Genomic DNA, 18,215 nt, shown 5'->3' with positions numbered 1-18,215 from the left:
CGCTATGGCACGTTCCATATATGAACAGGCCTTAGGCCGTCCGGCGCTTGAAGGCGGCGTATCGCAGTCCCATGAGCCACAGTGTACCGAAGTAGACCACCGCCGCAAGTATCAGGCAGGAGGCCAGAAGGGCAATGCGCAGCAGCGGCGTGGCACCCAGGCCGACCCAGTCGAAGTTGCGTACGAACCAGAGCAGCAGGCCCGAGAGAAGCAGCACCGCGGTGAAGAGCTGCGCCAGGAACAGCCACCATCCGGGCGCCGGCCGGTAGAACCCCCGACGCACCAGCCCCGCAAAAAGCAGCAGTGCATTAATGCTTGCGCCGACGCTGATCGACAGCGCCAGGCCCGCATGACCCATCCATGGCACGAACAGATAGTTGCAGGCCTGCGTGATGACGAGCACCACGATCGCAATCTTCACCGGCGTGCGGATATCCTGCCGCGCATAGAAGCCCGGGGCCAGAATCTTGATGACGATGAGGCCGAGCAGGCCGGTGCCGTACGACACCAGCGCCTGGCGCGTCATCTCGACAGCGTGCGCGTCGAACTTGCCGTAGTTGAACAGCACCGCGGTCAGCGGCGTGCCGAACACGAACAGGCCCACCGCGCATGGCACCGCGAGCAGGAAGGTCAGGCGCAGGCCCCAGTCGAGCAGGCCCGAGTATTCTTCGCGATTGTCCTGGGCGCTTGCTTTCGACAGGCTCGGCAGCAGGATGGTCCCGAGCGCCACGCCGAGCAGCGCGGTCGGAAACTCCATCAGGCGGTCGGCATAGGTCAGGTACGACACGCTGCCCGCAGCCAGGCGCGAAGCAATGTTGGTATTGATGATCAGGCTGATCTGCGCGACCGACACGGCCAGCAGGGCCGGCCCCATCTGCTTCAGGATGCGCCGCACGCCGGCGTTGGCCCATGCTGCGCGCACGCTGAAGCTCAGGCGTGGCATCGCGCCCAGGCGACGCAGCGCAGGTACCTGGATCACGAGTTGCAGGATGCCGCCAACCAGCACGCCCCAAGCCTGCGCATAGATCGGCTGCGCCATGTGCGGGCCCACGAACAGCGCAGCGACGATCAGGCACAGGTTCAGCAGGACTGGCGTGAAGGCAGGCACCGCGAACTTGCGCCATGTGTTCAGGATGCCGGATGCCAATGCCACCAGCGAGATCAGGCCGATGTACGGGAACATCACGCGCGTCATGAATACCGCGGCGGTGTAGGTTTCGCCCTGACCACGAAAGCCGGTCGCCACCACAGTCATCACCAGTGGCGCGCCAATCACGCCAAGCAGTGACACGCCCATCAGCGCCCAGGTCATGACCGTGGCGACGGCATCGATCAGGAGCTTGGTCTCGGCGTCACCGCGCTTGGCGTGGTATTCGCCCAGAATTGGCACGAAGGCTTGCGAGAACGCGCCTTCGCCGAAGATGCGCCGCAGCAGGTTGGGAATCCGGAAGGCCACGTTGAAGGCATCGGTCATGTCCGACGCGCCGAACGCCCGGGCGATGAGGATTTCGCGCACCAGCCCCGTGATGCGCGAGAGCATGGTCAGGCCGCTGATGGTGGCGAGCGCTTTGAGCAGATTCAAGGTGAGTGGGCGGGAAGTGGTGGATCGGCAGTGCTGGCGCTGGCACGGCAGGGTGCGGGTCGCGCACGCCGCGCTAGCATCGGGATGGCGGTTCTGACGCCCGGCGCGCGGTAAAGTTGCCGCGGCGGCACGCGCGCGCGTCGAAGTGACGACTATTATACGGATCGTCCCGGCGGCTTCCGGGGGCAGCGCCGTATACCGAGGTGAGTCTTGCGTGTGGCGCTGACGTGTGTGTATAATTGCCGATTCACAAGGACAGTTGCGTTCCGGATTCGTGTGTCAGTGCATCCCGGGTCGCTTGATATGACTTAATTGTTGTGTCCCCCGCGGCACGCATCTGAGAATTCAGGATACTTATTTAAATGGCAAATTCCGCACAAGCTCGCAAACGCGCTCGCCAAGCCGTTGCCCAGAACGCCCACAACTCCAGCCTGCGCTCGCGTCTGCGTACCGCCGTGAAGGCTGTTCGCAAGGCTATCGACGCCGGCGACAAGGCTGCCGCTGCCGAGATCTTCAAGAACTCGCAAGCCACCATCGACAGCATTGCTGACAAGAAGATCGTGCACAAGAACAAGGCTGCACGTCACAAGTCGCGTCTGTCGGCTGCCATCAAGGCCATGGCTGCCTGATAGCTGCCCGGGCCGCCACGGCGGCCCGCTGACGGGTGCTACGGTACCCGCCCAACAAAAAAGCTCGTCATCCGACGAGCTTTTTTGCTTTCTGGCTACCGCATCCTGGTGCGGCCCCGGTTGGATTATTCGAGCGAGCAGGCTTCGACCAGTTGCAGGTTGTTGTCGCGCGCGAAGTTCAGCACGAAGTCCAGCGCCTTGGGTTCAATCTCGCGCAGTCGCACATCGACCACGACGCATTTGACGTTGCCCGAGAAGATCGGGCGTACATACGGGGAGTAGGTCAGGCGGGGATCGCCGGTATCGCCTTCTGGACGGAATTGCGCCATGACGCCGCAGAGTCGTTCAGCCCAGTCGCTCGGGCGGAAGGTCTTGCCCTCCTTGGTAATGCCTTGGATGAAATATTCGCGAACATTGGGGTTCATGAGACTGGGCGACTGCGGGTGAGGCGTGGTGACTCGACGGAAAACCCGCGTAACGGGCGCCCGGTTTGACGCGGCCGGCGAGTGTTGGTTCGCTCTTTCCGGCCGGGACTGGCGGGGCGTCGGTGTCTGCGGGGGCACTTTTGATGCCGGCGGCGGGCAGGCGGCATGGGTATGCCGGGCCCCGCGTGAATCAGCCAGTATTATATCTTATATAAGACTTGCGCATAAGCTCGAAATCCTGTCGGGAACCTGTCAACGGGTGGCGAACCGGGTTCTTCCGGGCTCGCCAAAGCAGAAATAATCCCTTATGATCATTCCAAGTAAATTGCGTATGCGACGCGAAAGGCGGCTCCGCGACGCGCTTCTGTCATGCACTTGATGACGGCGTGTCCCCTCCGGGCCGCCTTCTTTGTTTTATGAGCTCAACCCCGATCAAGCATTACCTCCAGTTCAGCGACTTGACTCCCGACGAGTACGAGTACCTGCTGGACCGCGCACGGATCCTCAAGGCCAAGTTCAAGAACTACGAGACATGGCATCCGCTGCACGACCGCACGCTGGCCATGATCTTCGAGAAGAACTCGACGCGTACGCGCCTGTCGTTCGAAGCCGGCATCCACCAGCTCGGCGGCCATGCGGTGTTCCTCAACACGCGCGACTCGCAGCTTGGCCGTGGCGAGCCGATCGAAGATGCGGCGCAGGTGATTTCGCGCATGGTCGACATCATCATGATCCGCACGTTCGGGCAGGACATCATCGAACGCTTCGCCGCGCATTCGCGCGTGCCGGTGATCAACGGCCTGACCAACGAATATCACCCGTGCCAGGTGCTGGCCGACGTGTTCACCTATATCGAGCAGCGCGGCAGCATCCGCGGCAAGACGGTGGCATGGATCGGCGATGCCAACAACATGGCCTATACCTGGATCCAGGCAGCCGAACGGCTGGGCTTCACGTTCCATTTCTCGGCGCCGCCGGGGTACCAGCTCGATCCGGCCCTGGTGCCGGCATCGGCGGCAGGCCAGCTGAAGGTGTTTGAAGATCCGCTCGCTGCTTGCAAGGGCGCGAGCCTGGTGACCACCGATGTGTGGACCAGCATGGGCTTCGAAGCCGAGAACGAGGCGCGCAAGCGCGCGTTCCAGGACTGGATGGTGACCACGGCGATGATGGACCGTGCCGAGCCGGACGCTCTGTTCATGCACTGCCTGCCCGCCCACCGCGGCGAGGAAGTCGAGGCCTCCGTGATCGACGGCCCCAAGAGCGTGGTCTGGGACGAGGCGGAAAACCGCCTGCACGTGCAGAAGGCGCTGATGGAATATCTGCTCTGCGGCCGCTACTGACACTGAGGCGCGCGCCGGCAGGCACAACGGGAGGGGCCGCCATGGCCCCTCTTTTTACGTGACCGCATCCACAAAACTGCAATCAAGGAGATGGAAGTGAGCCAGTTCGATAACGTATCGGTCGTCAAGAAGGCCAACCTGTATTTCGACGGCAAGTGCGTGAGCCACACCGTGCTGTTTGCCGATGGCACACGCAAGACGCTCGGCGTGATCTTCCCGGCGACGCTGACCTTTAACACCGGCGCTCCGGAAATCATGGAAATCAACGCTGGCGTGTGCCGCGTGCGCCTGGCCGGCTCCGAAGCCTGGCAGACGTATGGCGCCGGCCAGCAGTTCGATGTGCCGGGCAACAGCAGCTTTGACATTGAAGTCCAGGAAACCCTGGACTACGTCTGCCACTTTGGCTGACCAGAACGGCTGATCTCAGCCGCGGAGCCCATTACAGCACGACCGGTTCCGGTTCGATCCGCACGCCGAAGCGGGCCTGCACCGTATCGGCGATACGCCCGGCCAGCGCCAGCAGTGCTGCGCCGGTGCCGCCACCGTGGTGTACCAGCACCAGCGCCTGCTTGCCATAGACGCCCACCGGGCCGTCGTTGAGTCCCTTGAATCCGCAGCGGTCGATCAGCCAGCCCGCGGCTAGCTTGAACGAGCCGTCGGGCTGGGCATAGCTGACCAGATCGGGGTGGCTCGCCAGCAGCACGTCGCGTTGCTCTGCACTGACCAGCGGATTCTTGAAGAAGCTGCCCGCATTGCCGATCTGCGCGGGATCGGGCAGCTTGCGCGAGCGGATGGCGATCACCGCATCGCGGATCGCCGCCGCGTCAGGCGCGGCATTGCCTTCCACTTCGCGTGCCAGCTCGCCATAGGCCAGCACCGGCTGCCAGTCGCGCGACAGGCGCAGCGTCACTGCCGTGATGATGTAACGGTCGCGACCAGCCTGCTTGAACAGGCTGTCGCGGTAGCTGAACGCGCACTGTTCCAGGTCGAGGTCCACGAAACGCATCGTCTGGCGGTCGAGCGCCCGCACGCTCGCAAAACGCTCGCGCAGTTCGACGCCATACGCGCCGATGTTCTGGATAGGCGCCGCCCCGACGGTGCCGGGAATCAGGGCAAGGTTTTCGAGGCCAGGGAGGCCCTCCGCGATGGTGCGGCAGACCAGCCCATGCCAGTTTTCGCCAGCGCCCGCCGTGACCAGCCAGGCATCTGGCGCCGTGCCAACGCGAAAGCCCGGAATCTCCATCAGCAGAACCAGCGCGTCGAGATCGCCGGTCAGCACCACATTACTGCCGCCGCCGAGCACCACCAGCGGCAGTCCGACGGCACGCGGGTCATTCAGCGCGGCGAGAAGGTCGGCTTCGCTGCGGATGTGGGATGCATATCGCGCCCGGACGTCGAATCCGAATGTATTGTGGCGGCGCAGGGGATAAAATTCGTGGAAATCTGCCATGCAAGCTAGAGGTGATGCGGCCGCCGCTGCGCGGCCGGGTGCTCCGTGGAGCGCGAGGCAGGCTGGATTATACGGAAGTACCGGCGCGGACCGCCCGGGTTGCGGGCGCCGGACAGGCAAGTGACAAGGAGAATGCAATGCCGTCGTTTGACGTAGTGTGCGAAGCGAACATGGTCGAGGTCAAGAATGCGGTCGAGCAGGCCAACAAGGAGATCTCGACGCGGTTCGATTTCAAGGGTTCGGACGCACGGGTCGAGCAGAAGGAGGGCGAGCTGACCGCCTTTGCCGACGATGATTTCAAGCTGGGGCAGGTCAAGGACGTGCTGCTCAACAAGATGGCCAAGCGCAACGTCGACGTGCGGTTCCTCGACTACGGCAAGGTCGAGAAGATCAGCGGCGACAAGGTCAAGCAAGTCATCACGATCAAGAAGGGCGTGACTGGCGACCTGGGCAAGAAGATCGTGCGCATGATCAAGGACAGCAAGATCAAAGTCCAGGGCAGCATCCAGGGCGACGCCGTGCGCGTGTCCGGCACCAAGCGCGATGATCTGCAGAGCGTGATCGCCATGCTGCGCAAGGACGTGTCCGAGGCGCCGCTGGACTTCAACAACTTCCGGGACTGATTGCCCCGTACCTGTAGGGGCGCCGGTGCAATGCCGGCGCCTCGCTGCAGCGTGCGCTCAGCGCGGCTGCGGCAGTCCGCCTATCTTCGCGCCGGCCCGGATGCCCTTCTGCGCGAACCAGCCCTTGTTCATTTCGAGCGCGTAGCGGATCGCTGCCTTCGGGCAGTGGTTGTCTTGCGTCTGCGGCGCCATGTCCTCGATATTGACGATGCTGCCGTCATCGGCCAGGAAGGCGATCGATAGCGGCAGGTCGGTGTTCTTCATCCAGAAGCAGTGTCCGGCCTTCTGCTCGAACACGAACAGCATGCCGGCATTGGCCGGCATCGACTTCCGGTACATCAGCCCCTGTTCACGTGCCGCGGGGGTTGACGCGACCTCTGCCTGGATGGCGTACATGCCGGCTGTGAGTGGCACCACGGGGAGGGCGCTCTGGGCGTGGGCCAGACCGCTGAAGGCAGCGGCCACCAACATGCAGCGGGAAAGCGGGGTCTTGGTCAAGGTTCGCATGGCAATGCGGCGGGAGATTCGAAGGCAGCCGCAAGCATAACGCACGCCGGCGAAGACTGAGCGGCATGGGTATGGCGGTCCGGCAGATACAAAAAAGGCAGGTTGCCGGGCAACCTGCCTTTCACACGGTGCGGCGGATGCCCGCCGCAGCCGCATGCTTACTGCGCAGCCGGCGCCGAAGCAGCAGCCGTCGACTTCTTGGCGTGGTGCTTCTTGTGCGAGGTCTTCTTCTTCTGGGCCTTCGGGGCTTCCTTGGCGGCCGGAGCAGCGTCGGCAGCAGCAGGAGCCGAAGCCTGGGCGAAAGCGCCGGTGGCGAACAGACCAACAACCAGGGCAGCGATCAGTTTTTTCATTGCGATTACCTCGAAGGGTGACTGTAGTCGGAAAGGTCGGCGCGCAATTGGGCGCGTCACCGACAACAACGAGGACACCGCCCGGTGCGTTGACGTGCCGGGTGTTAGTTTTTGTAACGCACTCGACCCTTGATGCCGGTGCCGCGCGTTCCGGCGTTGCCCGACCCGAGGGTTCGCGGCTCCGGGCGCGGTGTGCGAGTCGGTGGCAGGCCCAGCCGGTCCGGCTCCACGATGCACGACTGTCCGGGCTGCAGGCCCAGTTCACGTAGATCCAGCCGCCCGATGGTGGCGCGCAGCAGGCGCAGCGTCGGGAAGCCGACGGCCGCCGTCATGCGGCGAACCTGGCGATTCTTGCCTTCACGGATCTGGAGCTCCAGCCAACTGGTCGGAATCGCGGCGCGAAAGCGCACCGGTGGGTTTCGGGGCCAAAGCCATGACGGCTCCTCGACCGCGCGTACCTTGGCCGGCAAGGTGTGGAAGTCGCCGAGGTCGATGCCCTGTCGCAGGCGCGCCAGCGCGGCCTCGTCGGGAATCCCCTCGACCTGCGCGAAGTAGGTCTTGGCTAGCTTGTGCCGCGGATCGGCAATGCGCGCCTGCAGGCCGCCGTCATCGGTCAGCAGCAGCAGGCCTTCGCTGTCGGCATCAAGCCGGCCTGCCGGGTACACGCCAGGCGTTGCGATCCACTCGGCCAGCGTTGGGCGAGAGGGATGCTCGGAAAACTGGCTCATCGTGCCAAAGGGTTTGTTCAGGGCAATCAACGTCATGGGGCAGCAGTATGCCGCAGACGGGGCCAATCGCCTGCTTTCCTTGACTGGCGCGGCTTGGCGGAATGGCAGATCACGGAAAATTGCTGCATAATATGAAACCAGTCTTGTGTCTTATATAAGACTGAAAGCAAGGCTGGATTGTGCGGCGCAGTGCAGATGAACCGGGGTGCCCGGCTACAATGCCTTCGCTACGCCTCCCATATTTCGCTGCCGGGTCGTGTACCGGGCGGCCGTCTTAACCGTTCCGTACTGGAGACGTCATGTACCAACACATCAAGGTCCCGGCCGGCGAGAAGATCACGGTCAACCAGGATTTCTCGCTGAATGTCCCGGACACTCCGATCATTCCTTATATTGAAGGCGATGGTACGGGCCTCGACATCACGCCTGTGATGATCAAGGTGGTGGATGCCGCGGTGGAAAAGGCCTACGGCGGCAAGCGCAAGATCTCGTGGATGGAAATCTACGCCGGCGAGAAGTCCACCAAGGTCTATGGCCCGGACGTGTGGCTGCCTGACGAAACCCTGGACGTGCTCAAGGAATACGTCGTCTCGATCAAGGGCCCGCTGACCACGCCGGTCGGCGGCGGCATCCGCTCGCTGAACGTGGCGCTGCGCCAGCAGCTCGACCTGTACGTGTGCCTGCGCCCGGTGCGCTACTTCAAGGGCGTGCCTTCGCCGGTGCGCGAGCCGGAAAAGACCGACATGGTCATTTTCCGCGAGAACTCGGAAGACATCTACGCCGGGATCGAATGGGAGGCCGAAAGCCCGCAGGCCCAGAAGCTGATTGCCTTCCTGCAGAACGAAATGGGTGTGAAGAAGATCCGCTTCCCGGAAACGTCGGGCATTGGCGTCAAGCCTGTGTCGAAGCAGGGCACCCAGCGCCTGGTGCGCAAGGCTATCCAGTACGCCATCGATAACGACAAGCCGTCGGTCACGCTGGTGCACAAGGGCAACATCATGAAGTTCACGGAAGGCGGTTTCCGTGACTGGGGCTATGAGCTGGCCCAGAAGGAATTCGGCGCCGAGCTGGTCGATGGAGGCCCGTGGTGCAAGTTCAAGAACCCGAAGACGGGCCGCGACATCGTCATCAAGGACGCCATTGCCGACGCCTTCCTGCAGCAGATCCTGCTGCGCCCGGCTGAGTATTCAGTGATCGCGACGCTGAACCTGAACGGCGACTATATCTCGGACGCACTGGCAGCACAGGTCGGTGGTATCGGCATTGCCCCCGGTGCGAACCTGTCCGACTCCGTGGCCATGTTCGAAGCCACGCACGGCACGGCGCCGAAGTACGCTGGCAAGGACTACGTGAACCCGGGTTCGGAAATCCTGTCGGCAGAAATGATGCTGCGCCACATGGGCTGGACCGAAGCGGCCGACCTGATCATCGCCTCGATGGAAAAGTCGATCCTGTCGAAGAAGGTCACTTATGACTTCGCCCGCCTGCTGGAAGGTGCGACCCAGGTGTCGTGCTCGGGTTTTGGTCAGGTGATGATCGAAAACATGTGATCCCGCCCGGCGCCCATGCGCGGGCGCGGCGCGTCAGAACCCCGGTAAGCGATGAGGCTGCCGGGGTTTTTTTTCTTGTCTGCGCGATGCCGGCTGCCTAGAACGTCAGGGTGTCCGACAGTGTAAGGAGCCAACAAATGGAAGACCCGTTTCGCCGCGCCGCACTCGGCGCGGCAGTGTTCTACAGGGAACCGCTGGGCGCGCTGGACTGGCTGGAGCAGGCGTTCGGCTTCACGCGCACCATGGTCATCACCGACGACCGGGGCAAGCTTGCGCATGCCGAGATGCGTTTCGGGGACAGTTACCTGATGGTGGGTAGCGAATGGGCTGATTTCACGGCGAGCCCCGCCAGCGTGAACGGCAAGAACACGCAGTCGATCCATGTCCACCTTCAGGAAGGGCTGGATGCGCACTGCGAGCGCGCGCGTGCGGCCGGCGCAGTGATCATCTGCGAGCCGGAGGATCAGTTCTACGGCGATCGCGCCTATACCGCCCGCGATCCGGAAGGCCATGTCTGGACTTTCGGCCAGACCGTGCGAAAGGTCAGCCGGGAAGAGGCCGAGCAGGCCAGCGGGCTGAAGATCGAGGGCTGGGCCTGATCTGCGCCCCGTTATCACAGGTACGAGATGCAGAAAAGAAATGCAGAAAGCCCGGCACGAAGCCGGGCTTTCTGTCGGATGCGGTAGCGTGCAGCTGAGTCCGTGCCATGGCACCTCCGCAGCCCTGAGGGCGGCGGCACAACCTGCGCGGATCCCGTTCCGGGGGAGTTCCCCCCGCATCCTTGGTGACCACCCCGGAACTCTGTCGGCCCGGGTGCGGTCGCGGCGCACTTCAGGCCGAGGCGTCCTGGATGTTCGTGGCTTGCTTGCCCTTGGGGCCTTGCACGACCTCGAACGAGACGCGCTGACCTTCCTTGAGCGTCTTGAAGCCCGCCATCTGGATAGCCGAAAAGTGCGCAAACAGTTCTTCTTCGCCTTCGTCCGGCTTGATGAACCCGAAGCCCTTGGCGTCATTGAACCATTTGACGATACCGCTTGCCATATACTCCCCCAACGAAATTGCAGATTTCAAAGCGGGGATGCCTGCGGCCAGCCGGATGACAAGCGCTGCGGCGCCATGGCGGCCGCTTCCTGTCGGATGCGGTCGGCAATGACGCGGCATGATGTCTCGCGCGGCGACGGATCTGGCAGTTGCCTGCCCGAAATGCCGCCACTGGATTCGTGGGCCTCCCTGCTCACGGATCACCCGGCGTGGCCTTTTTGCTTGGCTCGCTGGCCTGTACCGGATGTGCGACCGATTTTTCTGGCAAACCCATCTACTGTCAAGCTGGCGGATTCCCCACTCGCGGCAGGGTGTGGCGGGAATGGGACGGCGGCTGATGGTACCGTGTGGGGGTGCGCACGGTAGTGCGGAGCGCGCCAGCGGTAGCCTGCACATGTGCACCAGCCACGTGCTTTGCAGTGCCTTTGGCGCTTCTTGATCGTCGGGGAAGCAGATGGAAACAGGTGGCACGGCTCTTGAATCCTGCAACTGTTCCCCAAATTGCAGAGTTGCGAGTAAGGGTTAGAATAAAGCCATGGCTACACGGCTGGCGAATGTCCCACAACGCGAAGCAGGCACCATTCTGGAGCGGAAAGAGCAGCAGCTCAAACCTCCCGCTATGTACAAGGTGGTGCTGCTCAATGACGACTACACTCCGATGGAGTTTGTAGTCATGATCCTGCAACAGTATTTCAGCAGGGACCGGGAAACCGCGACGCAGATCATGCTCACGGTGCATCGGGAAGGTAAGGGCGTCTGCGGTATCTACACCAGAGATATCGCCGCGACAAAAGTCGAGCTGGTGTCAACGCACGCGCGGCAGGCGGGGCACCCCTTGCAGTGCGTGATGGAGGAAGCATGATTGCGCAAGAATTGGAAGTGAGCCTGCACATGGCGTTCGTTGAGGCCCGGCAGGCACGCCACGAGTTCATTACCGTGGAGCACCTGCTGCTGGCGTTGCTCGACAATCCCACGGCAGCCGAGGTCTTGCGCGCCTGCGCGGCCAATATCGAGGACTTGCGCACGAGCCTGAAGAATTTTATTGCTGACAACACGCCGGTGGTTCCGGGGACCGACGAAGTCGATACCCAGCCCACGCTCGGTTTCCAGCGCGTGATCCAGCGCGCGATCATGCACGTCCAGTCGACTTCCAACGGCAAGAAGGAAGTGACGGGCGCCAATGTGCTGGTCGCGATCTTCGGCGAGAAGGATTCCCATGCCGTCTACTACCTGCAGCAACAGGGCGTGACGCGCCTGGACGTCGTCAATTTCATCAGCCACGGCATCCGCAAGGATCAGTCCGAACCGGCCAAGCACGGTGACGGCACTGGCGAAGGCGAGGGCGGCGACGGCAAGGAAAGCCCGCTCGAACAGTACACGCAGAACCTGAACGCGCTGGCCAAGGCCGGCAAGATCGATCCGCTGATCGGCCGCGAGAGCGAAGTCGAGCGCGTGGTGCAGGTGCTGTGCCGCCGGCGCAAGAACAACCCTCTGCTGGTCGGCGAGGCTGGCGTCGGCAAGACCGCGATCGCCGAAGGCCTGGCCTGGCGCATCACCAAGAACGAGGTACCCGACATCCTCGAGAAGGCGACCGTCTACTCACTCGATATGGGCGCGTTGCTGGCCGGCACCAAGTACCGTGGTGACTTCGAGCAGCGCCTCAAGGGTGTGCTGAAGTCGCTCAAGGACAATCCGAACGCGATCCTGTTCATCGACGAGATCCACACGCTGATCGGCGCGGGCGCCGCATCGGGCGGCACGCTGGACGCGAGTAACCTGCTCAAGCCGGCGCTGTCGTCGGGCCAGCTCAAGTGCATCGGTGCAACTACCTTCACCGAGTATCGTGGCATCTTCGAAAAGGACGCAGCGCTGTCGCGGCGTTTCCAGAAGATCGACGTGGTTGAACCGTCGGTGGACCAGACCGTGCAGATCCTGCGCGGCCTGAAGTCGCGCTTCGAGGAACACCATGGCGTCAAGTACGCGTCTTCCGCGCTGACCGCGGCGGCCGAACTGTCGGCGCGCTTCATCACCGACCGTCACCTGCCTGACAAGGCGATCGACGTGATCGACGAAGCCGGCGCAGCGCAACGCATCCTGCCGAAGTCGAAGCAGAAGAAGACCATCGGCAAGAGCGAGATCGAGGACATCGTCTCGCGCATCGCCCGCATCCCGCCGCAGAGCGTGAACCAGGACGACCGCAGCAAGCTGCAGACGCTGGAACGCGACCTGAAGTCGGTGGTGTTCGGCCAGGATCCGGCCATCGAGGCGCTGGCGTCGGCGATCAAGATGTCGCGCGCGGGCCTTGGCAAGACCGACAAGCCGATCGGCTCGTTCCTGTTCTCGGGCCCCACCGGCGTGGGCAAGACCGAAGTCGCCAAGCAGCTCGCGTTCATCATGGGCATCGAACTGCTGCGCTTCGACATGTCAGAGTACATGGAGCGCCATGCGGTGAGCCGCCTGATCGGTGCGCCGCCGGGATACGTCGGTTTCGACCAGGGCGGCCTGCTGACCGAGGCCGTCACCAAGAAGCCGCACTGCGTGCTGCTGCTCGATGAAATCGAAAAAGCGCATCCGGATATCTTCAATATCCTGCTGCAGGTGATGGACCATGGATCGCTGACCGATAACAACGGCCGGCGCGCCGACTTCCGCAATGTGATCATCATCATGACCACGAACGCGGGGGCGGAGACCATGAACCGCGCCACCATCGGTTTCACGACGTCGCGCCAGCAGGGCGACGAGATGGCCGACATCAAGCGCATGTTCACGCCGGAGTTCCGCAACCGGCTGGATGCCACCATCAGCTTCCGTTCGCTGGACGAGGAAATCATCCTGCGCGTGGTCGACAAGTTCCTGATGCAGCTCGAAGAGCAGCTGCACGAGAAGAAGGTGGAAGCGAGCTTCACCGAAAAGCTGCGCAAGTTCCTGGCACGCAAGGGCTTCGACCCGCTGATGGGCGCACGCCCGATGCAGCGCCTGATTCAGGACATGATCCGCAAGGCTCTGGCCGACGAACTGCTGTTCGGCAAGCTGGTGTCCGGTGGCAAGGTCGTGGTGGATCTCGACGAGCAGGACCAGATCAAGCTGGACTTCTCCGAGGCCGATCCGGAACCGCCGGAAGCACCGGAAAGCGAGCAGCGCGCAGAGGCCTGAGCGGGCGCGCGAGGACATTGTCTGCAATTGCGGCCATCCTCGGGCAAAATACAGGGGCGGCAGAAATGCCGCCCTTTGTTTTTGTCCAGGCAGCTGCCAGCTGCCCCTTCCTGAAAGCCCGATGTCCCGTCCCGATCGCACGCGGCTGCGCCGCATGCTGCTCAAAGCGCTGCCGCTGGCCGCCACGCCCCTGACCGCGGTGCAAGCCGTTGCTGCCACTGCTGCCAGCGCGCCCGCCGAATTGCCCATGAACGGCCGTCTGATCGCGATGGTCCTGCCGTTCCCGCCCGGTGGCAGCGTCGACATCGTGGCGCGTCAGCTTCAGCCGGGCCTGAAATCCTTGCTGGGCCAGACGGTTGTGGTCGACAACAAGCCAGGCGCGGGCGGCCTGCTCGCCTCGAGTTCGGTGGCCCGGGCCAAGCCGGATGGCAATACGCTGTTGATGGCGTTCGACACCCACGCCATCAACCCGTTTGCCTACAAGCAGCTTCCCTACGACACCTTCCGCGACTTCACGCCGATTTCGCAGCTCGTGCGTTTCCCGCTGGTGATCGCCGCCAATCCGGCCCTGCCCGCGTCGAATGTGCGCGAGCTGATCGCGCTCGCCAAGGCGAAGCACGACGGCGTGCGCTATGCCTCGTCCGGTATCGGCAGCCTGAACCAGCTTGCCGCCGAAGCGCTGGCGACCGAAGCCGGCGTGCACATGCTGCACGTGCCCTACAAGGGCGGTGGGCCGGCCGTGCAGGCGGTGCTATCGAACGAGGTCGATATCTTCTTCAGCAGTTACGCAGCCGTGCAGGCCCATGTGGCGGCCAAAACCATCAAGGTGCTCGGTGTCACTGGCACCAGCCGCCTGAAGCAGTTGCCGCAGGTGCCGACCGTGGCGGAGCAGGGCGTGCGCGGGTTTGAAGCGTACTCATGGATCGGCGTGTTCGGCCCGGCGGGCATGGCGCCCGCCACCGTGAGCCGGATCCATGACGCACTCGTGGAATCACTGCACCAGCCGCGCGTGGTCGATGCACTGGCAGCGCAGGGCTTCGAAATCGTCGGGGGCAGCCCCGCTGAGCTTGGCAACCTCGTGCGGCACGAGCACGACAAGTGGCAGGCCGTGGCACGCAAGGCCAATATCCAGTTCGAGTAATGGCAAACCAGGCAGAAATGTTTGACCACGCCGTCGTGGTCTGTCTCGATCTCGATGCCGGCGCGCAAGCCTGGCGGCGGCTCGGCTTCACGCTGACGCCGCGCGGCTACCACACGCTCGGTTCGCAGAACCACTGCATCATGCTCGCCCGCGACTATGTCGAACTGCTGCACGTCACCGCGCCCAATCCTAGCCGGCAGTATTACTGGGAAGCGCAGCAGCGCGGAGGCGGTTGCGCGGCCATGTCGTGCAAGAGCGCTGATGCGTTCGCAACGGCAGCGCGTCTGCGCGAGGGCGGATGGCACACCTCGGACCCGATCGAGTTCTCGCGTCCCGTGGTGCTCGACGATGGCAGCGAGTACGCGGCCACGTTCCGCGTCACGGCGCTCGACGACGCGCCGGGCGCGCGCTACTTCGTCTGTGAACACCGTACGCCTGAACTACTCTGGCGGCCGGAATGGATTCGACACGCCAATGGTGCACAGGCGATTGCGTCGATGTTTCTGGTGGTTGCGCCGTCGCTGGTGGATGCGGCCGGCCGCGCGTATGCCGAACTGACCGGCGGCGAGATGACCCAGCTAAGCGACCACATCTGCAGCCTGGCGGTCGACGATGCCACGCTGGTCATCAGCACGCCGCAGGCGCTGGCGGCCGCGACCGGCACGTCGCATATCCGGCGCGACGTGCCCGGCTATGCGGCGATCCGCCTGCGCACTACCGCGCTGGCGGAGGCGCGCCAGCTATGGCGCTCCGCAGGGGTTGCCGCGATGGACTTGGGGCCGCATGAAACACTGATTCCGGCGGATGCCGCCGGAGGTGTGGCCCTGCTGTTCGAGCAGCAGGACTGATGCACTGAAGCCAGCCGGCGCTCAGGCGCTGGCCTTGGCGTGGTGCACGCCTGTCGACCCGAAACCGCCGGCGCCGCGCTCGCTGCTCTCCGAGAACTCTTCTACCGTCGTGAACACCGGGCGCAGCACGGGCACAAACATCATCTGCGCGATGCGCTCGCCGGGCTGAATCACGATCGGCTCGGTACCCGGCGCGTTGCGGTTCCACACGCTGACCATGATCTGGCCCTGGTAATCGGCATCGATCACGCCAATCGAATTGCCGAGCACGAGCCCCTTCTTGTGGCCCAGCCCCGAGCGCGGCACGATGGTCGCGGCCATGTACGGGTTGCCCATATGCACGGCGATGCCGGCCGGCACCAGTTGCGCAGCGGTGCCCGCGGCGATGGACACGGGCGCATCGACGCAGGCGTGCAGGTCGATGGCGGCGGCCATGTCGCTCTGGTAGGCGGGCAGGCCCCACTCGTTCAGGCGGGCGTCGAGGACCTTGATTTCAACGGTCGGGTTCAGTTGTTGGCTCATTTCTGTATCGGTTCAGTCAGTCGCAGGCCGGGCAGCTTGCCCGGGCCCGACATCAGTTTTCGGAATTCAGTTCGAACGCTTCGGCGAGCAGTTCGTACGTGCGCAGCCGCGCCGCGTAGGTGGCGGTCACGCTGAGCACGACGAGTTCGTCCGCAGCGAATTGCTCGCGCAGCGCAAGCATCCGCTCGGTCACGCGTTCCGGCGTGCCGCAGATCGTGCGCGGACGTTCGCGCTCGATGATCAGCCGGTCGCGTTCGGTCGGCGTGTGGCTTCCGGCCTGTTCCAGAGAGGGAATCGGCGCATTTACGCCGTAGGCCATCTGCAGGCGGCGCAGGTCGACAGCGCGCTCGAGTTCGGCTGCCTCCGCGTCAGTGTGGGCGCAGATCACGAAGATCGCGGCGGCACTGTAGGGCTTGGCCTCGTAGCCTTCCTGGAAGTCCTCGCGATACTGCCGCGCGACGTGGTGGCCGGTGTGCGCGTTGATGAAGTGCGCAAAGGCAAACCGCAGCCCAAGCTTTGCGGCCAGTGCGCCGCCGTAGTCGCTCGAACCGAGCACCCACAGTTCGGGCCGCGTATCGATGACGGGCTGGAGCAATACGCCTTCAGCGAGATGGCCGGAAGGGACCTCGCCGCTCAGCAGGCATGCAAGGTCACGCACCTGCTCCTCGAACTGCGAGCCGCGATCATACTGGCCCATCGCCACAGCCTGTGCAGTGCGCATATCGCCGCCAGGCGCGCGGCCCACGCCGAGGTCGATACGGTACGGGAACAGTCCTTCGAGCATGCGGAATTGCTCGGCAACCTTGAACGGGCTGTAGTAGGGCAGCATCACGCCACCCGAGCCGAGCCGGATGTGCTGCGTCACGCTGCCGATGCGCGCGAGCATGACTTCGGGCGCCGGATTGCAGACGCCGCGCAGGCCGTGATGCTCGGCGCACCAGTAGCGCGTGTAGCCGAGCGCGTCGGCCATCTGGGCCAGTTCGATGGTGGCAGCAAGCGCGTCACGCGCGGTATGGCCGGCGATCACCGGGCTCTGGTCGAGCACGGACAGGCGCAGCCGGGGTCGGTTCGCAGTCATGCGCGTCAGGGGTGGGCACGGCCCGGCAGGCGCTGACCGATGGCGGCCACAAGCTGCCGCGCCAGCGTCAGCTTGTCGGCGCGCGGCAGTCGCGTCATGCCCGCGGCATCGAACAGCACGATCTCGTTGTCGTCGAGCCCGAAGGTATGGTGGCCGATATTGCCAACCAGCAGCGGCACGCCCTTGCGCTGGCGCTTCTGCTCGCCGTATTGCTCAAGGTTCTCGCTCTCGGCGGCAAAGCCGACGCAGTAGGGCGCATCGGCGCGCGCCGCCACGGTGGCGAGGATATCCGGGTTCTGCACGAACTGCAGCGTCGGGGTGTCGGTATCGTTGACCTTCTTGAGCTTCTGCTGGGCGACCTCGGCGGGGCGCCAGTCGGCCACGGCGGCGACCGCAATGAACACGTCGACGTCGTGCAACTGGGCCAGCACCGAGTCATGCATCTGCTGGGCGCTGCGCACATCGCTGCGCACTACGCCGCGCGGCGTGGGCAGGCCAGTCGGGCCGGAGACCAGCCGCACGTCGGCACCGGCTTCGCGCGCGGCGCGCGCGATCGAAAAGCCCATCTTGCCCGACGACAGGTTGGTGATGCCGCGTACCGGGTCGATCGCTTCGAACGTCGGGCCCGCGGTGATCAGCACGCGCTTGCCTGCCAGCGGCTTGGGCTGGAAGAACGCGATGATGTCGTCGACCAGCTCTTCGGGCTCCAGCATGCGGCCGTCGCCGACTTCGCCGCAGGCCTGATCGCCGCTGCCGGGGCCGAGGATGACGACGCCATCGGCACGGAGTTGCGCCGCATTGCGTTGCGTCGGCGCAGCGGCCCACATCTGGCGGTTCATGGCCGGTGCCACGAGCAGCGGACAGTCGCGCGCAATGCACAGCGTGGTCAGCAAATCGTCGCAGAGCCCGTTGGCCAGCTTGGCGAGGAAGTCCGTCGATGCTGGCGCGATCACGATGGCATCGGCCTCGCGCGAGAGATCGATGTGCGCCATGTTGTTGTCGACGCGCGCATCCCACTGCGACAGGAACACCGGGCGGCCCGACAGGGCCTGCATCGTGACCGGGGTGATGAAATGGGTCGCCGCCTCGGTCATCGCCACTTGAACCGTGGCGCCGGCCTTGGTCAGCAGGCGGACCAGCTCGGCCGACTTGTAGCAGGCGATGCCGCCGGTCAGGCCGAGAACGATGTGCTTGCCGCGCAAATCCATGGAAGGCTCGTCAGAGATTGGGTTTCGGCATGAT

General features: G+C 64.1%; 20 protein-coding genes. 10 read left to right on the top strand and 10 right to left on the bottom strand.

What is annotated here, in order from left to right; all coding sequences use genetic code 11:
* Positions 1 to 31: 31 nt before the first annotated feature.
* Positions 32 to 1,582 carry a murein biosynthesis integral membrane protein MurJ gene (murJ, locus tag ACIGJG_RS14205; protein ID WP_011298912.1) on the bottom strand — a complete coding sequence of 517 codons (1,551 nt, stop codon included), beginning with the start codon at positions 1,580 to 1,582 and terminating at the stop codon, positions 32 to 34.
* A gap of 362 nt (positions 1,583 to 1,944) precedes the next feature.
* On the opposite strand from murJ, the gene rpsT reads away from it, so the two are divergent.
* Positions 1,945 to 2,211, top strand: a complete 267-nt coding sequence (rpsT, locus tag ACIGJG_RS14200) for a 30S ribosomal protein S20 (RefSeq protein WP_011298911.1) — start codon at positions 1,945 to 1,947, stop codon at positions 2,209 to 2,211.
* A 125-nt stretch (positions 2,212 to 2,336) separates the two neighbouring features.
* Here rpsT and ACIGJG_RS14195 read toward each other — a convergent pair whose 3' ends face one another.
* Positions 2,337 to 2,636 carry a DUF3579 domain-containing protein gene (locus tag ACIGJG_RS14195; protein ID WP_011298910.1) on the bottom strand — a complete coding sequence of 100 codons (300 nt, stop codon included), beginning with the start codon at positions 2,634 to 2,636 and terminating at the stop codon, positions 2,337 to 2,339.
* A gap of 416 nt (positions 2,637 to 3,052) precedes the next feature.
* Between ACIGJG_RS14195 and argF the strand changes: the two genes are divergently transcribed.
* Both argF and ppnP read left to right on the top strand, forming a co-directional pair.
* Positions 3,053 to 3,976, top strand: a complete 924-nt coding sequence (gene argF, locus ACIGJG_RS14190) for an ornithine carbamoyltransferase (protein ID WP_483672452.1) — start codon at positions 3,053 to 3,055, stop codon at positions 3,974 to 3,976.
* Between the two features lie 96 nt (positions 3,977 to 4,072).
* Entirely contained in the window at positions 4,073 to 4,384 is a 312-nt protein-coding gene (ppnP, locus tag ACIGJG_RS14185; protein ID WP_140951553.1) for a pyrimidine/purine nucleoside phosphorylase, read from the top strand.
* 31 nt (positions 4,385 to 4,415) lie between these two features.
* Here ppnP and murB read toward each other — a convergent pair whose 3' ends face one another.
* Positions 4,416 to 5,426 carry a UDP-N-acetylmuramate dehydrogenase gene (gene murB / locus ACIGJG_RS14180; protein ID WP_011298907.1) on the bottom strand — a complete coding sequence of 337 codons (1,011 nt, stop codon included), beginning with the start codon at positions 5,424 to 5,426 and terminating at the stop codon, positions 4,416 to 4,418.
* Positions 5,427 to 5,563: 137 nt separating this feature from the next.
* On the opposite strand from murB, the gene ACIGJG_RS14175 reads away from it, so the two are divergent.
* Entirely contained in the window at positions 5,564 to 6,049 is a 486-nt protein-coding gene (locus ACIGJG_RS14175; protein WP_011298906.1) for a YajQ family cyclic di-GMP-binding protein, read from the top strand.
* A 57-nt stretch (positions 6,050 to 6,106) separates the two neighbouring features.
* Here the strand turns inward: ACIGJG_RS14175 and ACIGJG_RS14170 are convergent, their stop codons facing one another.
* From ACIGJG_RS14170 to ACIGJG_RS14160, 3 genes are all read right to left on the bottom strand, one after another.
* A complete protein-coding gene (locus ACIGJG_RS14170) occupies positions 6,107 to 6,556 on the bottom strand; it encodes a DUF192 domain-containing protein (protein ID WP_041679699.1) in 450 nt (149 codons plus the stop codon).
* A 158-nt stretch (positions 6,557 to 6,714) separates the two neighbouring features.
* Complete coding sequence (locus ACIGJG_RS14165) at positions 6,715 to 6,909, bottom strand: hypothetical protein (protein ID WP_041679698.1); 195 nt, start codon at positions 6,907 to 6,909, stop codon at positions 6,715 to 6,717.
* Positions 6,910 to 7,013: 104 nt separating this feature from the next.
* Positions 7,014 to 7,673, bottom strand: a complete 660-nt coding sequence (locus tag ACIGJG_RS14160; protein WP_220631019.1) for a pseudouridine synthase — start codon at positions 7,671 to 7,673, stop codon at positions 7,014 to 7,016.
* Between the two features lie 263 nt (positions 7,674 to 7,936).
* On the opposite strand from ACIGJG_RS14160, the gene icd reads away from it, so the two are divergent.
* Positions 7,937 to 9,187, top strand: a complete 1,251-nt coding sequence (icd, locus tag ACIGJG_RS14155; RefSeq protein ID WP_140953161.1) for an NADP-dependent isocitrate dehydrogenase — start codon at positions 7,937 to 7,939, stop codon at positions 9,185 to 9,187.
* 137 nt (positions 9,188 to 9,324) lie between these two features.
* A complete protein-coding gene (locus ACIGJG_RS14150; protein WP_220631018.1) occupies positions 9,325 to 9,786 on the top strand; it encodes a VOC family protein in 462 nt (153 codons plus the stop codon).
* Between the two features lie 232 nt (positions 9,787 to 10,018).
* Here ACIGJG_RS14150 and ACIGJG_RS14145 read toward each other — a convergent pair whose 3' ends face one another.
* Complete coding sequence (locus ACIGJG_RS14145) at positions 10,019 to 10,228, bottom strand: cold-shock protein (protein ID WP_011298900.1); 210 nt, start codon at positions 10,226 to 10,228, stop codon at positions 10,019 to 10,021.
* A gap of 535 nt (positions 10,229 to 10,763) precedes the next feature.
* On the opposite strand from ACIGJG_RS14145, the gene clpS reads away from it, so the two are divergent.
* From clpS to ACIGJG_RS14125, 4 genes are all read left to right on the top strand, one after another.
* On the top strand, positions 10,764 to 11,090 hold the full coding sequence (gene clpS / locus ACIGJG_RS14140; RefSeq protein ID WP_011298899.1) for an ATP-dependent Clp protease adapter ClpS: 327 nt from the start codon (positions 10,764 to 10,766) through the stop codon (positions 11,088 to 11,090).
* Complete coding sequence (gene clpA, locus ACIGJG_RS14135) at positions 11,087 to 13,384, top strand: ATP-dependent Clp protease ATP-binding subunit ClpA (RefSeq protein WP_011298898.1); 2,298 nt, start codon at positions 11,087 to 11,089, stop codon at positions 13,382 to 13,384. Before clpS ends, clpA begins: the two co-directional genes overlap by 4 nt.
* Positions 13,385 to 13,505: 121 nt before the next feature.
* On the top strand, positions 13,506 to 14,525 hold the full coding sequence (locus ACIGJG_RS14130; protein WP_220631017.1) for a tripartite tricarboxylate transporter substrate binding protein: 1,020 nt from the start codon (positions 13,506 to 13,508) through the stop codon (positions 14,523 to 14,525).
* On the top strand, positions 14,525 to 15,373 hold the full coding sequence (locus tag ACIGJG_RS14125) for a VOC family protein (protein ID WP_220631016.1): 849 nt from the start codon (positions 14,525 to 14,527) through the stop codon (positions 15,371 to 15,373). Before ACIGJG_RS14130 ends, ACIGJG_RS14125 begins: the two co-directional genes overlap by 1 nt.
* Before the next feature lie 21 nt (positions 15,374 to 15,394).
* On the opposite strand, the gene dut is transcribed toward ACIGJG_RS14125, so the two are convergent.
* From dut to coaBC, 3 genes are read right to left on the bottom strand one after another with little or no spacing between them, the layout of a single operon-like run.
* Positions 15,395 to 15,895: a dUTP diphosphatase gene (dut, locus tag ACIGJG_RS14120; RefSeq protein WP_011298895.1), complete on the bottom strand. Its 501-nt coding sequence runs from the start codon at positions 15,893 to 15,895 to the stop codon at positions 15,395 to 15,397.
* Positions 15,896 to 15,947: 52 nt separating this feature from the next.
* On the bottom strand, positions 15,948 to 16,973 hold the full coding sequence (locus tag ACIGJG_RS14115; protein WP_483672451.1) for an LLM class flavin-dependent oxidoreductase: 1,026 nt from the start codon (positions 16,971 to 16,973) through the stop codon (positions 15,948 to 15,950).
* Between the two features lie 5 nt (positions 16,974 to 16,978).
* The gene (gene coaBC / locus ACIGJG_RS14110; protein ID WP_140953166.1) at positions 16,979 to 18,181 is read right to left on the bottom strand and encodes a bifunctional phosphopantothenoylcysteine decarboxylase/phosphopantothenate--cysteine ligase CoaBC; all 1,203 of its coding nucleotides are present in this window, start codon (positions 18,179 to 18,181) and stop codon (positions 16,979 to 16,981) included.
* Between the last annotated feature and the right edge of the window lie 34 nt (positions 18,182 to 18,215).

This window comes from Cupriavidus sp. C1SS-2L, assembly GCF_057073735.1.
Note: the sequence above shows the minus strand (reverse complement) of the source record. Positions and strands in the feature narration are given on the sequence as shown.

Excerpts from the sequence above, each read along its gene's own strand:
- dut (WP_011298895.1), bottom strand. The coding sequence starts at position 15,895 with ATGAGCCAACAACTGAACCCGACCGTTGAAATCAAGGTCCTCGACGCC.
- ACIGJG_RS14145 (WP_011298900.1), bottom strand. The coding sequence starts at position 10,228 with ATGGCAAGCGGTATCGTCAAATGGTTCAATGACGCCAAGGGCTTCGGG.
- ACIGJG_RS14170 (WP_041679699.1), bottom strand. The coding sequence starts at position 6,556 with ATGCGAACCTTGACCAAGACCCCGCTTTCCCGCTGCATGTTGGTGGCC.
- ACIGJG_RS14150 (WP_220631018.1), top strand. The coding sequence starts at position 9,325 with ATGGAAGACCCGTTTCGCCGCGCCGCACTCGGCGCGGCAGTGTTCTAC.
- icd (WP_140953161.1), top strand. The coding sequence starts at position 7,937 with ATGTACCAACACATCAAGGTCCCGGCCGGCGAGAAGATCACGGTCAAC.
- murB (WP_011298907.1), bottom strand. The coding sequence starts at position 5,426 with ATGGCAGATTTCCACGAATTTTATCCCCTGCGCCGCCACAATACATTC.
- clpA (WP_011298898.1), top strand. The coding sequence starts at position 11,087 with ATGATTGCGCAAGAATTGGAAGTGAGCCTGCACATGGCGTTCGTTGAG.
- ACIGJG_RS14160 (WP_220631019.1), bottom strand. The coding sequence starts at position 7,673 with ATGACGTTGATTGCCCTGAACAAACCCTTTGGCACGATGAGCCAGTTT.
- clpS (WP_011298899.1), top strand. The coding sequence starts at position 10,764 with ATGGCTACACGGCTGGCGAATGTCCCACAACGCGAAGCAGGCACCATT.
- argF (WP_483672452.1), top strand. The coding sequence starts at position 3,053 with ATGAGCTCAACCCCGATCAAGCATTACCTCCAGTTCAGCGACTTGACT.
- ACIGJG_RS14115 (WP_483672451.1), bottom strand. The coding sequence starts at position 16,973 with ATGACTGCGAACCGACCCCGGCTGCGCCTGTCCGTGCTCGACCAGAGC.
- rpsT (WP_011298911.1), top strand. The coding sequence starts at position 1,945 with ATGGCAAATTCCGCACAAGCTCGCAAACGCGCTCGCCAAGCCGTTGCC.
- ACIGJG_RS14130 (WP_220631017.1), top strand. The coding sequence starts at position 13,506 with ATGTCCCGTCCCGATCGCACGCGGCTGCGCCGCATGCTGCTCAAAGCG.
- ACIGJG_RS14165 (WP_041679698.1), bottom strand. The coding sequence starts at position 6,909 with ATGAAAAAACTGATCGCTGCCCTGGTTGTTGGTCTGTTCGCCACCGGC.
- ACIGJG_RS14195 (WP_011298910.1), bottom strand. The coding sequence starts at position 2,636 with ATGAACCCCAATGTTCGCGAATATTTCATCCAAGGCATTACCAAGGAG.
- ACIGJG_RS14125 (WP_220631016.1), top strand. The coding sequence starts at position 14,525 with ATGGCAAACCAGGCAGAAATGTTTGACCACGCCGTCGTGGTCTGTCTC.
- coaBC (WP_140953166.1), bottom strand. The coding sequence starts at position 18,181 with ATGGATTTGCGCGGCAAGCACATCGTTCTCGGCCTGACCGGCGGCATC.
- ACIGJG_RS14175 (WP_011298906.1), top strand. The coding sequence starts at position 5,564 with ATGCCGTCGTTTGACGTAGTGTGCGAAGCGAACATGGTCGAGGTCAAG.